Annotated in this window: 14 protein-coding genes and 1 riboswitch; of the genes, 3 read left to right on the forward strand and 11 right to left on the reverse strand. The window is 29.5% G+C overall.

Annotation, left to right across the window (positions count from 1 at the left end):
• Positions 1-23 precede the first annotated feature (23 nt).
• Complete coding sequence (locus tag DYA59_RS06100) at positions 24-1,136, reverse strand: pyridoxal-phosphate-dependent aminotransferase family protein (protein WP_115270394.1); 1,113 nt, start codon at positions 1,134-1,136, stop codon at positions 24-26.
• Between the two features lie 241 nt (positions 1,137-1,377).
• Here DYA59_RS06100 and proB point away from each other — a divergent pair, with 241 nt between their 5' ends.
• Both proB and DYA59_RS06110 read left to right on the forward strand, forming a co-directional pair.
• Complete coding sequence (gene proB / locus DYA59_RS06105) at positions 1,378-2,181, forward strand: glutamate 5-kinase (protein ID WP_115270396.1); 804 nt, start codon at positions 1,378-1,380, stop codon at positions 2,179-2,181.
• Positions 2,182-2,190: 9 nt separating this feature from the next.
• A complete protein-coding gene (locus tag DYA59_RS06110; RefSeq protein ID WP_115270398.1) occupies positions 2,191-3,438 on the forward strand; it encodes a glutamate-5-semialdehyde dehydrogenase in 1,248 nt (415 codons plus the stop codon).
• 273 nt (positions 3,439-3,711) lie between these two features.
• Here DYA59_RS06110 and minE read toward each other — a convergent pair whose 3' ends face one another.
• The 3 genes from minE to DYA59_RS06125 are packed head-to-tail and all read right to left on the reverse strand — an operon-like array spanning position 3,712 to position 5,452.
• On the reverse strand, positions 3,712-3,972 hold the full coding sequence (minE, locus tag DYA59_RS06115; protein ID WP_115270401.1) for a cell division topological specificity factor MinE: 261 nt from the start codon (positions 3,970-3,972) through the stop codon (positions 3,712-3,714).
• An 8-nt stretch (positions 3,973-3,980) separates the two neighbouring features.
• Positions 3,981-4,772, reverse strand: a complete 792-nt coding sequence (gene minD / locus DYA59_RS06120; protein WP_115270403.1) for a septum site-determining protein MinD — start codon at positions 4,770-4,772, stop codon at positions 3,981-3,983.
• Between the two features lie 17 nt (positions 4,773-4,789).
• A complete protein-coding gene (locus DYA59_RS06125; protein WP_115270405.1) occupies positions 4,790-5,452 on the reverse strand; it encodes a septum site-determining protein MinC in 663 nt (220 codons plus the stop codon).
• Between the two features lie 140 nt (positions 5,453-5,592).
• Between DYA59_RS06125 and DYA59_RS06130 the strand changes: the two genes are divergently transcribed.
• Positions 5,593-6,216 (forward strand): flavin reductase family protein, encoded by a 624-nt coding sequence (locus DYA59_RS06130; protein WP_115270407.1) that lies wholly within the window; start codon positions 5,593-5,595, stop codon positions 6,214-6,216.
• A 465-nt stretch (positions 6,217-6,681) separates the two neighbouring features.
• Here DYA59_RS06130 and DYA59_RS06135 read toward each other — a convergent pair whose 3' ends face one another.
• From DYA59_RS06135 to DYA59_RS06165, 7 genes are all read right to left on the reverse strand, one after another.
• Positions 6,682-8,253: a ClC family H(+)/Cl(-) exchange transporter gene (locus DYA59_RS06135; protein ID WP_115270409.1), complete on the reverse strand. Its 1,572-nt coding sequence runs from the start codon at positions 8,251-8,253 to the stop codon at positions 6,682-6,684.
• 616 nt (positions 8,254-8,869) lie between these two features.
• Positions 8,870-9,790 carry a S66 peptidase family protein gene (locus DYA59_RS06140; RefSeq protein WP_115270411.1) on the reverse strand — a complete coding sequence of 307 codons (921 nt, stop codon included), beginning with the start codon at positions 9,788-9,790 and terminating at the stop codon, positions 8,870-8,872.
• 9 nt (positions 9,791-9,799) lie between these two features.
• On the reverse strand, positions 9,800-11,467 hold the full coding sequence (gene dacB, locus DYA59_RS06145) for a D-alanyl-D-alanine carboxypeptidase/D-alanyl-D-alanine endopeptidase (protein WP_115270413.1): 1,668 nt from the start codon (positions 11,465-11,467) through the stop codon (positions 9,800-9,802).
• A gap of 22 nt (positions 11,468-11,489) precedes the next feature.
• A complete protein-coding gene (locus DYA59_RS06150) occupies positions 11,490-12,029 on the reverse strand; it encodes a spore maturation protein (RefSeq protein ID WP_040493632.1) in 540 nt (179 codons plus the stop codon).
• 64 nt (positions 12,030-12,093) lie between these two features.
• The gene (locus DYA59_RS06155; RefSeq protein WP_115270415.1) at positions 12,094-12,702 is read right to left on the reverse strand and encodes a nucleoside recognition domain-containing protein; all 609 of its coding nucleotides are present in this window, start codon (positions 12,700-12,702) and stop codon (positions 12,094-12,096) included.
• Positions 12,703-12,798: 96 nt separating this feature from the next.
• Positions 12,799-12,973: riboswitch (Lysine riboswitch) on the reverse strand.
• A 335-nt stretch (positions 12,974-13,308) separates the two neighbouring features.
• Positions 13,309-14,211, reverse strand: coding sequence for an endo alpha-1,4 polygalactosaminidase (locus tag DYA59_RS06160; protein ID WP_147368827.1), 903 nt, complete (start codon positions 14,209-14,211; stop codon positions 13,309-13,311).
• Positions 14,212-14,221: 10 nt separating this feature from the next.
• A complete protein-coding gene (locus tag DYA59_RS06165; protein WP_115270417.1) occupies positions 14,222-15,166 on the reverse strand; it encodes a hypothetical protein in 945 nt (314 codons plus the stop codon).

Raw genomic sequence — 15,166 nt, forward strand, 5'->3', positions numbered from 1 at the left:
CCTATTTATTTTAAAACAAAAAATTATTTTTTTAATTCTAATAAAGTTTTTTCTAATGCTCTTATTGTGTAGTCAAGCCTAAAATAACGTGCATTTTCTCCCATATGCCCTATCCTTAAAACTTTATCAGCCAAATAACCATAAGATTTTCCTAACATCACTTCATGATGTTTTAACATATGAGAGTAAACCTCTTCTAGCTCATAACCTTTCGGTAAATAAAAAGCTGTTACAGTAGGAGAAAAACCTCCTTTTAAATATAATTTTAAGCCTAAATCTGTAAGTTTTGCTCTAGTATATTCTGCAGCCTTATAGTGTCTTTCAATAACTTTATCTAACCCTTCTTCAAACATATTATCAACAGCAACTCCTAGAGCTACTATTGCTGTCATTGGCATTGTATAAGGAAATAATTTTTCTTCTACACAATTCTTCCACAAAGAAAGATTACAATAAAAAGAAGGAATAGGAGTTTTCCTAGTTTCTATTACTTTCCAAGCATCTTCACTTATTGTCATCACTGTAAGCCCAGTAGCTGCAGATAAAACTTTTTGTGAAGCTCCTAGTGCAATATCAATTCCCCATTCATCAACTTCTAATTTTACTCCTCCTACAGATGAAACACTATCTACTACTGTCATTATTCCCATAGATTTAAGAGTCTTACATATATCTTTAATATCATTTAAAACTCCAGATGGAGTGTCACAATGCACAATAGTTGCATATTTATATCCAACATCTTTATTTTGTTCTAAAAATACTCGAAGCTTATCTGTATCTATTTTATTTTCTGGATCACTTTCAAATAAAGTTACTTCTCCACCATAACATTCTATTAAATCCTTAAATCCAGCCCCATATACTCCATTAGAAATTACTAATACTTTATCTCCTTTCTCAGTTAAAGATACACAGGCACTATCTAATCCTAACATACCTTCTCCAGCCATTACTATTGTCTGTGCTTTCTTTGCACCAAAAATCTTCCCTATTTTTTTGCAAAGTTGTTCGTAGAACTCAAAAAATTTAAGATCAAAATCTGAATTTCCATAATAGTCTCCTCTTGCATGTAATACATTTTCCCTAACCATAGTTGGCCCTGGGGTCATCATAAGATAATTAGCTCTTTTCAAAAAGCCCACCTCCATCTTCTGCATTAATCATTCTTATTTTAATTTTTAACATCATATATTATATCACATTTTGAACTATTTTCAATTTATTAATTCAAATATAATTCAAAACAATTTAATTCTTTTTAATTCTAATAATTATAATAATATTTACAAAAAAATTTATTTTTCAAAAAAAGATATAAAAAAAATAATTTTACTTGTATAATGTATAATATAAATAATTTTAAGGTGATTAATAATGGATAAAAAAATTAGAGAAAAAATAAAAGTTTCAAAAAGAATTGTTATAAAAGTAGGAACTTCTACTCTTTCATATTCAAACGGAAACTTAAATTTTAATTTAATGAATAAATTAGCTTGGATATTAGCTGATTTAAGAAATCAAGGTAGAGAAGTTATATTAGTAACTTCTGGAGCTATAGGTGTTGGTTCAAAAAGTTTAAACTTTGAAAAAAGACCAACTATTACCAGAGAAAAACAAGCTGCTGCTGCAGTAGGACAAGCTGAACTCATGCATATTTATAAAAATTTTATGGGAGAATACAATCAAAGAGTTGCTCAAGTTCTTCTCACTAAAGATGACTTCAAAGAAGGTGAAAGAAAGACCAATACCAATAACACTTTGGAAACGCTTCTTACTTTTGGAGTTATTCCTATTATCAATGCTAATGATACTATATCTACTTTTGAAATAGAATTTAGTGATAATGATAGATTATCAGCAAATGTTGCTTCACTTTTAAAAGCTGATTTATTAATAATTCTAACAGATATAGATGCTTTATATGATGCTAATCCTAAAACTCACCCTAAAGCTAAAAGAATCCCTTATGTAGAAAAAGTAACTGATGAGATTCTTGCTATGGGTGGAGAAAAAGGAAGCGAGTTTAGTGTAGGTGGAATGGAAACTAAGCTTCTTGCTGCTAAAGAATGTTATAATGGTGGAGTAATAATGGCTATATTAGACGGCTCTAACCCTTCGTTTATTGAAGAACTTATCAACGGTAAAGATATTGGAACTATCTTTGGAAATGGAAAATAGGAGGAAATTATGGATTATATAGAAAAACTTGGTACTGCTGCTAAGGAAGCAGAAATACAAATAGCTCAACTATCTACAAAGGTAAAAAATGAAATACTTATAAAATCTGCTCAAGCACTTTTAGATGACTGTAATAATATTTTAGAAATCAATAAAAAAGATGTAGAAAATGCCACCAATTATGGTGTAAAAAAAGCTTTTATTGATAGACTTACTCTAACTAAGAAAAGAATAGAGGATATGGCAGATGGACTTAAGCAAATTGCCTCATTAAATGATCCAGTTGGAGAGTTTACATATGGTAAGACTCTACCTAATGGATTAGTTATTCAACAAAAAAGAGTTCCATTAGGAGTAGTAGCTATCATATTTGAATCTCGTCCTAATGTTACGGCTGATGCTTTTGGACTTTGCTTAAAAAGTGGAAATGCTGTTATCTTAAGAGGTGGAAAAGAAGCTATAAATACTAACATAGCTATTGTAAAAGTTTTTAAAGAGGTTTTAAAAGAATGTGGCATCAATGAAAATGCTGTACAAATTTTAGAGGATACTAGCCATGATACTGCTAATAAACTAATGAAAGCTCATCAATATATAGATGTATTAATTCCTAGAGGAAGTGCTAGACTTATCAATACAGTTATAGAAAATTCTACTATCCCTTGTATTCAAACAGGAATAGGAAACTGTCATATATTTGTAGATAAGAGTGGAGATATACCTAAGGCTATCAATATTATCATCAACGCTAAAACTCAAAGACCTGGAGTTTGTAACGCAGTAGAAACTCTTCTTATTCATAAAAATTGTGCTAAAGATATTTTACCTCAACTTGGAGAGGAACTTATCAAGAGAAATGTAGAGATAAGAGGAGATGAAATTACTAGAAAGTATATACCAAACTCTATCCCTGCTACTGAAGAAGACTGGGCTACTGAATATGAAGATTATATTGTAGCTATTAAAGTTGTAGAAGATTTAGATGAGGTTATAAAACATATTGCTAAATATGGAACAGGACACTCTGAGTGTATAATTACTGAAACTTATTCTAATGCTCAAAGATTTTTAAATGAAGTAGATGCTGCTGCTGTCTATGTAAATGCTTCTACTAGATTTACAGATGGTGGCCAATTTGGTTTTGGTGCTGAGATAGGTATCAGTACACAAAAACTTCATGCTAGAGGGCCTATGGGACTAAAAGAACTTACTACTACTAAATATGTAATAACTGGTAATGGACAAGTCAGAGAATAAATAATAAGATCTAGTACCTAATTTGTTAAAATTTTATTTGTAACTACTCAAGTATAATAATTTTAAAAAATCAAAGATAATGCAATAAACTGAAGACTTATTTTAAGACTTAATAAACTTTTAATATTTTTTAGCTTCTCTTCTTAATTAAAAATATTTGAGTAGTTATTTTTTATTTAAAATATAAAAGAGAAAAACTTTATTGTAATAGAAAATAAACTATTAACATCATAAAATTTTTCTCTTCTCTTTATAGGATAAAGCCTATTTTTCTTATTTTTTTGGTTTTAATGGAATATTAGCTACTAAAGTAGTTCTTCTTATTTTATCTGGATTTTCAGCAATATCTATATTTAAACTCTCTTTATCAATTTCAACATATTTTGAAATAACAGCAATGATATCATCTTTCATTTGTTCTAACATTCCTGAGGATAACATCGCTCTATCATGAATCAAAACAAGTTTCAATCTATCTTTTGCTACATTTTTAGATTTTTTATCTTCTTTATTAAAAAAATTAAATATACCCATTTATTCACCTACTTACTGAATACTAGTTTCAATTTATCAAAAAACCCCAATTTTACATCTAAATCTAAAAATGGAATCTCTTTTCCATCTATTCTTTCAACTATATTTCTATATACTTGAGCAGCTAACGAGTCCCCTTTATAAACAAGTGGCTCTCCTTTGTTAGTAGAAATTACAATATTTTCATCATCCGGAACAACTCCTATTAAATCAATAGCTAATATATCCAACATATCATCTACACTTAACATATTTCCAGCTTTTACCATATCCATTTTGATACGATTAATTATTAACTTAGGATTCTTTATATCATTTGCTTCAAGTAATCCAATAATTCTATCTGCATCTCTTGTAGCAGAAATCTCTGGTGTAGTTACAACTATTGCTTCATCAGCAGCAGCAATAGCATTTTTAAATCCTTGTTCTATTCCTGCAGGGCAATCTATTAATATATAATCAAAATCTTTTCTTAATTTTTCTATAAGTTTTTTCATTTGCTCTGGATTTACATCATTTTTATCTCTAATTTGAGCAGCTGGTAAAAGACAAAGATTTGAACACCTTTTATCCTTTATAAGTGCTTGAGCTATTCTACATTTTTCTTCTATAACATCTACTAAGTCATAAACTATTCTATTCTCTAATCCCATAACAACATCAAGATTTCTAAGTCCAATATCAGTATCTATCAAAAGAACTTTTTTTCCTTTTAATGCCAATCCTACTCCTATATTAGAAGTAGTAGTGGTTTTACCTACTCCACCTTTCCCAGAGGTTATCACTATCACTTTTGCCATATCTATTCACTCCCATTTTAATAATCAGTTGCTAGACGAGTACTAAAATCTTCTATCCTTATCTCCTTGCCAAATATAAAAGCTATCTTAAAACCACTCTTTCTATCCACCTTATTAGTATCTAAAATTTTTTTTTGCATAGGTTCAGCTATTATATGTCCTATAACTAACTGAAGTGGATTCATATGAGTAGCACCTACGAAAGCATCTCTATCTCCATCTTGTCCAGCATAAACAGTCCCATTTAAAAATCCCAATACAATTACATTCCCCTTTGCTCTAATCATAGCACCTGGATTAACATCCCCAACAACTACAATATTTCCATCATACTCTAATTTTGCCCCAGAACGCAGAGTTCCTCTATAAAATTTTGTAAGTCCTTCTTCAGTAATAGCCTTTACAAACTTTATTTTTTCAACCTCTCCACTATTTCCAGAAAATACATAGGTTATGTTTAAATCACTATTAGATTTTATTAAATCTATCAATACATTTTCTTCAAGCTCACTCAATTTTCTATTGGTAAACTCAATAGCCATCTGTCCTTTCCCTATAAAACTTCTAGCCTCTCTTATCTTACTTACAAGGCTATCTCTAAGGGCTAAAAAATCTACTTCATCATTTAGGTGAATGGACAATCTATCCTTTTTCCCTTTTAAAATAACATAATTATTCATAAGTCTCACCTTTTCCTGTCCTTATACAGTAAGTATACCACATGTTCAAGATTTAAGCAATACTAGAGGTTATTATTATTGTAAGAATTACAAAAAAATGTTATAATCTTAGATAAAGTTTATATTAAAGGAGATATTAAATGACTAAAAATATTTTTAAAGGAAGTATTGTTTTAAATCCTGTTCCAGTAGTAATGGTAACTAGTAGAAATAATGAAGGGAAAACTAATGTTTTTACAGTAGCCTGGATTGGTACCATATGTACAAAACCACCATTATTGTCTATCTCTATAAGACCAGAAAGACTATCGTACGAATATATTAAAGAAAGTATGGAATTTACTATTAATCTTCCTACCAAAAAACTAACTAGAGAAACTGATTTTTGTGGTGTTCGTTCTGGACGAAAAATAGATAAAATAGCAGAAATGAATTTTACTATGAAAGCTGGAAAAAAAGTTAAGAGTCCGTATATAGAAGAATGCCCCATTAATATCGAGTGTAAAGTTAAATCTATTATTCCACTAGGAACGCATGATTTATTTATAGCCGAGGTCCTATGTTCCCATATAGATAAAAAATTAATAGATGAAAATGGAAAAATACACTTTGAATGGGCAAATTTAATTACATACTCTCATGGAGAATATTTTTCTGTACCAAAAATATCTATTGGAAGTTTTGGATATTCAGTAGCTAAAAAAACTACTATTGAACGAAAAAAAATAAGAAAAAAGCTAGTAAAAGTGGATAAGAAAAAGTAAAAAATATTAATTATTTCATATTTTAATTAATTTTAATAATCTATAAAAAAAGAATATGTCATATAAAGCTTGAAAAGAATGATAATGTCAGATAGATTAAATACTCTAGGGCAATACTTAGTTTAACAAAATAGAGCATAAAGCTCAGCACAGAGACTGCTCTTCAAAACAACTAAGAAGATATACACATAGAAAATTTCAAAAAATTCACAAAACAATAAAATACACTTTCTTTAAAAAAAATATTTAGTTATCAAATTATGAAACCTATTAAATTTATTTATAAAATTTAGTAAAAGATTAAGTTATTGTTATAAAGTAAAAAGGACTTGTTAACAAGTCCTTTTTACTTTATCTATATAAAATATCTTGGGGAAAGATTTAGTATGTTTTAAGTATAACATTAATATATGTCGTTAATGTTACAAACCTAAGTTATTTTATTTTTTGAAATTCCTCATTTTCCTACTTCGTATTTCCTTGCTTATATAGAATCTCCTTCATTTCATAGACCTTTACTTCTGGAAGTAATAGTGTAAGAACATCTCCACTCTCTATCACACTATTTCCTTTAGGAATTATCTCATGTTCATTTCTACATATTGCCACTACCAAGACATCTTCAGCCCATTTTATCTCTGAAATAGTTTTCCCATCTAATTCAGATTCAGCCATCACAGGTACTGTTATTATTGTCTTCTTTCCAGAATCTTCCTCTTTCATAGGAGTATCTTTTGGCATACGTTTAAATAAAATTTCATAAATAGGCTCTAGTCCTAAAAGTTCTGTTACATAGTAAGCTACTACTGAAACTGTAACTAAAGCAAGTAGATGGTCAAAATTTCCTGTCATCTCTAATATGAGAACAGCCCCTGTAATAGGTGCCCTTACCACTGCAACAAAATATCCAGCCATTCCTAACACCATAAAATGAGGAACAAAATCTAATCCAACACCTAAATATTTAATAAGTGTTAATCCATAGATTTTCCCTATAATAGCTCCCAATACTAACATTGGCAAAAATATTCCACCAGCAAATCCAGTTGCATAACATAGAGCAGTGAAAAAAAGTTTTGCCAGAAAAATTAAAATCAATAACTGTATTGTTCTATTTCCTCCAGCCATCTCCTCTACTAATTCATGTCCTCCTCCTGTTACTTCTGGTAAAAAATAACAAAATAGTAGTGAAGTAGACATTACAAAAGATATTTTTATCCATCTTGAAATTTTTAACTCTTTAAATTTATCTTGTACTTTAATTAAAGTTAAAGTAAATAATTTACCAAAGAAAGCTATCACTATTCCTAAAATTATATAGAGGATAAATTGATAATAAGGATTTATATTTTTAGGATAATTAGCTATCAGATTAAAGGATGTGTCCATTCCAAACATGCGTCTTCCTACAAAATCAGAAGCTATACTTGCTAAGAAAGTACAGATTAAAAGTTTTGCCGAAATATATTTATGTAACTCCTCAAGAGCAAACATCACTCCTGAAAGAGGTGCCCCAAAAGCACCAGCAAGCCCAGCACTAGAACCACTTGTTACTAAATATTTTTTCTCGATACTATCTCTTTTAAAAATTTTGGTAATTCCAAAACCTATATATGAACCCAATTGCACAGAAGGTCCCTCTCTTCCTAATGAAAGTCCAGCTCCTATACTCATAAGCCCAGCTATAAATTTAGCTATTAACTCTTGAAACCAATTTACATAGTCTAACTTTCTTAAAAGTATCCCTTTCACTTGTGGTATTCCACTTCCTGAAATTTTCGGATATTTTTTTGAAATATAGTCTATAATAAGTCCAATTAAAATAAAAGATATCCAAATAAGAAAAATAGTTAGTGTTCCTTCTGACAAAGAGTTTTTTACTATAAATTCTCTAAAATGATTGGCATAGTTAAGCGCCCATCTATATAGAGAGACTGTAAATCCTGTCAAAGCTCCCACGATAATACATAGCAGATATAACTTTCCACTTCCTTTTTGTAAAAGTTTAAGATTATCTGCTACAGTTTCCTTTTTCATGAAACCCCTCCAGATTTTTATTATTTAACCCTTTTATTTTAATACTTTTTTTGTTTTAATTCAATATTTTTTTAAATTTCTATTTTATAATGGCAGGCTTATAGAAATTCTATCTAAATAAAATTATAACAACTTTTTTCTTCACTTCCTATCTATCAATTATTTTTATTTTTTATTCATATTTTTTTATTTAAATATTATTTTTATTAAGTTTTTAAAAATATTATTATTCACATTTTTAGAATTTATTTATCAAATAAAAATAAATAATATAAAATTAACTATAAATAATTCAAGAATGACTTTCGTTCAAAGAATAAAGAGTAAGTAGGCTCATCTCACTAAAAACACAAAACTCGCTTCGCTCAAACAGTTGTGTTTTTTAGCGTTCGATTTCACTGACTTACTCTATTTATTCTTCTCAATCTTCGTCATTCTTGAATGTTATTCTCTCTCCTAGTAAATTTCTTAAATTGAAATCGTGATATAGGAAGAGTAAAGAAAAAGGAAAAAAATTTACTGTAATGAGCATTGCGTAAGCACTAGCGATTGGAAGTAAACTTTTTTCCTTTTATATTTTTAAATATTTTTATTTTTTGATTTCAATTTAAGAAATCTATTTAACTACCTTTTCTAGTATTGTAATTCTTTTCTCATAACTATCTATTTCACACATAGCTCCAAGGGGAAGAGTTAGCATAGGCTCACTATGACCACTCTCCAAATTATATATTACTGGCTTCTTTAAATCTCTAAAATAATCTTGGAAAACTTCCATCAGTGTCATATCTTTTTCTGAATCTGGAGGACAATTTTTAAAATCTCCTAAAACAATCCCCTCTATCCTTTCAAAAACTCCATGTTTCTTCAATTGATTTAAAAATCTATCTACCTTATAAGTTTTTTCTCCTATCTCTTCAAGAAAAAGTATCTTTCCTCTATAATCTAAATCATACTCTGTTCCAAGAGTAGCTATAAGAGTTGCTAAATTTCCCCCTACCAACTTTCCTTTAGCCCTTCCTTTACTGATTACTCCTAGCTCTTTAGAAAAATTATTTACTACTCTTTGCTCTAAAGGATTAGATAAAATTTCAACAAAATTATTATATGTATCTCTATTATACTCTCCAGTAAAATTACTTACTGCCATAGGTCCATGAAAAGTTACTAATCCTATCTTTTCATTTATTCCCATGTGTAAAGTTGTAATATCACTATATCCCACAAAGATTTTAGGATTATTTTTTATTGTTTCAAAATCTATAAGCTCTATAAGTCTATTACAACCATAGCCCCCTCTCATACAGAGAATAGCATCAATTTTTTTATCAGAGAAAAAGTTATTTATCTCCCTTGCTCTTTCCTCATCTTCTCCAGCATAGGAGTACCACTGTTTTTGTGTACACTCTCCTAGAACTACCTTGTATCCCATACTCTCTATATTTCTCTTAGCTTCTAATACTTTTTCATAACTACTGCAACTAGCAGGAGCTATTATTCCAATAGTATCCCCTTTTTTTAAAACTTTTCCTAACATCTCTTACTCCTAAAATAAACTGTTGATAAATCTCTCCATCTCATCTTTTAATCTATTTCTATTTCTATTCCAATGGTTTACAATTATTGTAAAAGCTAATTTAGTTCCATCTTTTTCCACATATCCAGTATAAGATTGTATTCCACTCATACTTCCACTTTTTACTCTTACTATCCCATCAAAAACCTCTGGTTCTAAGAAATCTGAAACAGTTCCCTCGTAACCACCTCTTGGTAGTAACTTTTCAAACTCTGGGTAGTTATCATTCATATAAACTAATATGTCTGTTAAGATACTAGCTGATACATAGTCTCCACGAGATAATCCACTTCCATCAACCATTACCAAGGCTTTAGTATCTATCCCTTTCTCTTCCCAAAACTTATCAATATCTACATCCTTAAGTTTTAAAAGTTGATATAGATGCTCTGTATAATGGTTATCACTTCTTTTTAGTAATACTCTTACCATCTCTTCTATTGTGGCTGATTTTGTTATAGCTAAAGTTTTAGGATTTTTTGGTCTTTTATTACTATTTCTTGAAGTCTTTACATCTCCATTAACTGATACTCCTGAATTTTTTAAACTTTTCTTAAAATATTGCCCTAAAAATAAAGCTGGATTTGGAATATCGCTCTTTGTTACAATTTTTTTCAGATTAGCTGGAACCTCTCCATTTAATACTCTTTTATTCTCAAAAGGTAAACCTCTTACTGAGAAATCTCTTCTGCCTCTAGGAGATATTTTCAATCTATTCTCAAATTTTAATCCATCAATCTCAGGTTTTGTTCCTAATATATTAACTTTTTTATCAGTTGAAGATAGGTATAGAGTGTATAGATTATCAAATACACTTATTCCATAAGTTCCTTGCCCATAGTTAGTACCAAAATCTTCCCACAACCATTTTTCCTCTACTCCTACATAACCAAAAAGATTATCTATTACAATGATATCTCCCTTTATCTTTTTTATTCCAGAGGATTTTACCTTACTTATCCACTCTGTCATAAAAGCAGTCTGCTCTTTTTTTATTCCATCAGAACCTAAAGTAGGGTCTCCACCACCGATAATATATATGTCTCCTGTAAGAGTCCCTTCTCCATCTATCTTCCCATCATATACTACTTTTGTTTCTAATCTTGTATCAGCCCCTAAAACTTCTAAAGCAGTAGCTGAAGTAATTACTTTCAATATAGAAGCTGGAGTTATTGCAACTCCTTTATTATACTGAGCTATTATCTCTCCACTCTCTATCTCTCTTACCTCTATACCAATATTACTATGCTCTAACATCTCTAGATTACTAAAGCTTTTTATTGCTTTTTCTCCCTTAGTTTTAAGTAAGACAATTTTTTCTGAAGAGATATCTTTTTTCTCCTCTTTTTGAGCTGGTTGTTTCTCCTCTATTTTTTCCTTAACTACATCTCCCTCAACTGTATTTTCAATCTTTTCTGAAGCTGTTTCATCTATCTCTTCTCTATTTTCATCAATATTTTCTTTTACACCAATCTCTTGCTCCAAGCTTTTTAAAATTTCACTTGGTGTTTCTATCTTTTCAGCTCTTACTTCTTCTTCTATTTTATTTTCAATTTTCACTGGGATATCTTTTATCTCATTATTAGTACAACTTGATAAAAATATTAAAGCTAATACAAGTGTTCTTAATTTTTTCATTCTCTTCTCCAAATTATAGTTTTTAAGCAAACATAATTCTACAAATCCATACAGCTGTTAAAAGTCCAGCTAAGTCAGCTAATAGCCCAGCCGCTACTGCATGTCTTGTTTTTCTTATGCTCACTGCTCCAAAATATACTGCAAGAACATAGAAAGTTGTCTCTGTTGAACCCATCATAGTAGAAGCTATTCTTCCTATTAAAGAGTCTGGTCCATATGTAAGCATTAAATCATTCATTACCCCAGTAGCCCCTCCTCCAGATAGAGGTCTTAATATAGCCATAGGTAATACCTCTCCTGGCATTCCTATCAATGAGAAAACTGGGTCTAATATTTTCATCATAATATCTATACAACCAGAAGCTCTAAAAATACCTATTGCCACTAACATAGCTACTAAAAAAGGAATGATTCTAATAGCTGTATTAAACCCCTCTTTTGCTCCTTCACAAAATACTTCATAAACTTTTATTTTCTTTACAAAATAAGCGTATCCTACTATTACTAATATAATTAAAGGTATGGCATAAAGTGATATATTTTCCATTATTCTTACGAACATATTTCTTCCTCCTAAATTTTACTAAAAATTTTTTATTATTTCAATAACTAACTTTTTCTTACTTTTATTTTTCTATCTCTATCTTTTCTCTTTTATATTTAGGTAACTTTTCTAAAAACTTACAAGAGATTATAGCTACAGTTGTTGACATAATTGTCGCTACTATTGTTGGAGCTATTATCTCAGTGGCGTTAGCTGAACCAGCTGCCACTCTATATGCTATCGTACTAGATGAAATTAAAGTTACAGATGAAGTATTAATAGCTAAAAACATTACCATAGAGTTTGATGCCTCATCTTTATTATCATTTAAAAGTTGTAACTCCTGCATAGCTTTTATTCCAATTGGAGTAGCCGCATTTCCTAATCCAAAAAAATTAGCCGCCATATTAGCTACTATACTTCCCATAGCTGGGTGGTCAGCTGGTATCTCAGGAAATAGTTTTACCAAAAGTGGTTTCATTAAATTTCCCATTGCTTTTACCATTCCTGCCTCTTCAGCTATCTTCATAAGTCCAAGCCACAGAGCCATTACCCCTATCATCTCTAAAGATAAAGTTACAGCTGTTCCTGCTGATTCAATAGCTGAATCTGTAACTGCTTGTACATTTCCAGTAAATATCCCCACCAATACTCCTATCACTATAAGTCCACACCAAATTGCATTAATCATATTTTATACCTCCTAAAAATTTTAGCAAAATAAAAAAATCACAGCTGACTCAACTGTGATAAATTACAAAAAAGATAAATCAATCCCTCTACATTTCTCACAGATAGCTCTCCATTGAAAATTTTCAATGACAACATTGTAGATATTCTCCACACTGCCAACAAAAGAGTTCAGCCCTCTCCTTTATTTCGGCAAATTCCCCTTTCAAAATATCATAACGCCTGCCAAGCTAGATACTTCTACTCTTGTCCTTTGCTCCTCTATCCTGTCTCTTATCAGTATACTCTAGTTTATATTTCTTGTACAATATATTTTTTATATCTTTTAGATATGTTTAATTCCAATCAAAAATTATTTAGTTAAACAAAATATTTATTGACAATATCAAATAATATGATATAATAATATTGTCATAAGACATTTCCTTAAATTACATTTTAATTTCTACGTATAAAGAAGTCCTGAGGCCGAAGGGACTTCTTTATCGTTTTTTGCTTCCATTAGTCATACAGCATTCAAATTTTTATATTTATTTTATTTACAAAATTTTTAAAAATCTATTAATGATCCTATTCTGAAATATGTAGCCTATTCTTTATTTAAAAGTTATTCAAAAAATTCAAAACTATCTATCGTATCTAAATAATACCCATCTACTCCTATCTCATCTAATTTATCTTGATACTTCTTAATAATCTCTTTCCACTCAGCACTCCAATATTTTACTATATAGTTTCCTTCCCAATTTTCATTCTCTTTTACTATCCAATTTGGAAGTTTTTCATCCCATTTTTTCTCCCAATATTCTCTATAGTTTTCAGCTTCTCCTATACTAAAATAAGCGATTAATAATCTCTTCTCTCCACTTTTTTTATATTTTAATCTCTCTATTTCACTCTTACTGAAAAACTCTCCATTAAAAGAAGGCTCTATTATAATTAAATCATAATTTGTATTTTTTAAGGCATTATAGTATTCTTTTTTATTTTTAAATTTATTTGGATTAAGAATATATAAAAAATTCTCTACCTCATTTATACTCTGAATATTTTTTTTACTGAATGGATTCAATGGAGTATTAAAGTAATTAGCTGAAAAGGTTTTTATTCTCTCTCCTATAAAGTTATATTTTTTATTAATTTTTTTTATTGTGTTGTCATCTTTTTTATTATTTGAATAGTTTATTGTTAATATTTTCTTTCCTTCTCTTTCAAGAGGTATTAATCTCTTTAATAGATACTCCCTATCTTGTAGAGAGGTAGCTCTCCCTACCTCTTCATCACTTCCATATAAAAAAGACTCCTGTCCAGCACCATCTACATACTCTAAAAATTTTTTATCTAAAATCCCATCATTATAATAAATATTACTTCCATTTTGTAATATTATGATTTTTTCTTCATCTTTTCTAGCTATCTCTTCAACTAACTCTCGCATCTTAATTAAAGAAAAACTCTCTCCAAAAAGGAGAGAGGAAAAAAATAGAAAAAGTATTATTAGCTCTTTCATATCTCCTCCATTAGAAAATATATTCAACACCTATTTTTCCATAGTAGTAAATACCACTATCGTTAGAATCATATGATTTTGCTTTATTTTCTTTTATCTTATATCCTGGTAAACCTAATTCTGCAAATACTCTAAACCTCTGTGTGAAGTTATGAGAATATAATATATATGGTAGGAAATATAGCTCATTACTATAATCTAAATTAGTTGAACCAAAATATTTATCACTATCTATTCCAAATTCAACAGCAAAAGCAAAATCCATACCCAACTCATAAGTCCATCTCAAATAAGATTCTAAACCTACTCTATATCCTTCATTATTATCATAAGACATATACTCATTATAAATCGTATTAAAAAATTGAAATCCATAACCTAAATTTGTAGAACTAACTAAATTTATCTCTCCAGAAACTCCATCTTCTATTGTACTAAAAACTTTTTTCCCCAAGATATCAAATCCAAAATATGTTCCTCCCATACCTATATCAAGTGGGGTTCTAAACCTATATCCACCATAAAGCTTATACCTCTCAAAATTAAAAGGTATATCCTCTAGGGTTTCCTGCTCCAATCCAAATACAAAGCTAGTATCCCAACTTTTTCCAAAAAAATTGGTATTTATCTCATCTCTCACAAAGGTAAAAGTGCTATTCCAACCTCTATAATTAGCATCTCCTCTATAAAATTTTCTCTCTACATCATATTCTAGCTCCCATCTTTTATCTAATTCTATATATCCCTCGCCTATATTCCAAGTAATTGTATCTAAATCATCTGTTTTTTCATAATCAATATATGTTCTAAATTTATTTTTCTCCTCTACTGGAATATAAAAATTTAAAATATCTACCCCTTTATACTTTACAAAATCTTTGGAGTATAAGTCTAGCTCCTTTGCAAAAAGAGATGTAGAGATTAAAATACCTGCTGTCATATATTTTATTTTCAT

Origin of the sequence: Fusobacterium necrogenes (genome assembly GCF_900450765.1) — a bacterium.
GTDB lineage: Bacteria > Fusobacteriota > Fusobacteriia > Fusobacteriales > Fusobacteriaceae > Fusobacterium_A > Fusobacterium_A necrogenes.

Excerpts from the sequence above, each read along its gene's own strand:
- proB (WP_115270396.1), top strand. The coding sequence starts at position 1,378 with ATGGATAAAAAAATTAGAGAAAAAATAAAAGTTTCAAAAAGAATTGTT.
- DYA59_RS06110 (WP_115270398.1), top strand. The coding sequence starts at position 2,191 with ATGGATTATATAGAAAAACTTGGTACTGCTGCTAAGGAAGCAGAAATA.
- minE (WP_115270401.1), bottom strand. The coding sequence starts at position 3,972 with ATGGGTATATTTAATTTTTTTAATAAAGAAGATAAAAAATCTAAAAAT.
- minD (WP_115270403.1), bottom strand. The coding sequence starts at position 4,772 with ATGGCAAAAGTGATAGTGATAACCTCTGGGAAAGGTGGAGTAGGTAAA.
- DYA59_RS06125 (WP_115270405.1), bottom strand. The coding sequence starts at position 5,452 with ATGAATAATTATGTTATTTTAAAAGGGAAAAAGGATAGATTGTCCATT.
- DYA59_RS06130 (WP_115270407.1), top strand. The coding sequence starts at position 5,593 with ATGACTAAAAATATTTTTAAAGGAAGTATTGTTTTAAATCCTGTTCCA.
- DYA59_RS06135 (WP_115270409.1), bottom strand. The coding sequence starts at position 8,253 with ATGAAAAAGGAAACTGTAGCAGATAATCTTAAACTTTTACAAAAAGGA.
- DYA59_RS06140 (WP_115270411.1), bottom strand. The coding sequence starts at position 9,790 with ATGTTAGGAAAAGTTTTAAAAAAAGGGGATACTATTGGAATAATAGCT.
- dacB (WP_115270413.1), bottom strand. The coding sequence starts at position 11,467 with ATGAAAAAATTAAGAACACTTGTATTAGCTTTAATATTTTTATCAAGT.
- DYA59_RS06150 (WP_040493632.1), bottom strand. The coding sequence starts at position 12,029 with ATGTTCGTAAGAATAATGGAAAATATATCACTTTATGCCATACCTTTA.
- DYA59_RS06155 (WP_115270415.1), bottom strand. The coding sequence starts at position 12,702 with ATGATTAATGCAATTTGGTGTGGACTTATAGTGATAGGAGTATTGGTG.
- DYA59_RS06160 (WP_147368827.1), bottom strand. The coding sequence starts at position 14,211 with ATGAAAGAGCTAATAATACTTTTTCTATTTTTTTCCTCTCTCCTTTTT.
- DYA59_RS06165 (WP_115270417.1), bottom strand. The coding sequence starts at position 15,166 with ATGAAAATAAAATATATGACAGCAGGTATTTTAATCTCTACATCTCTT.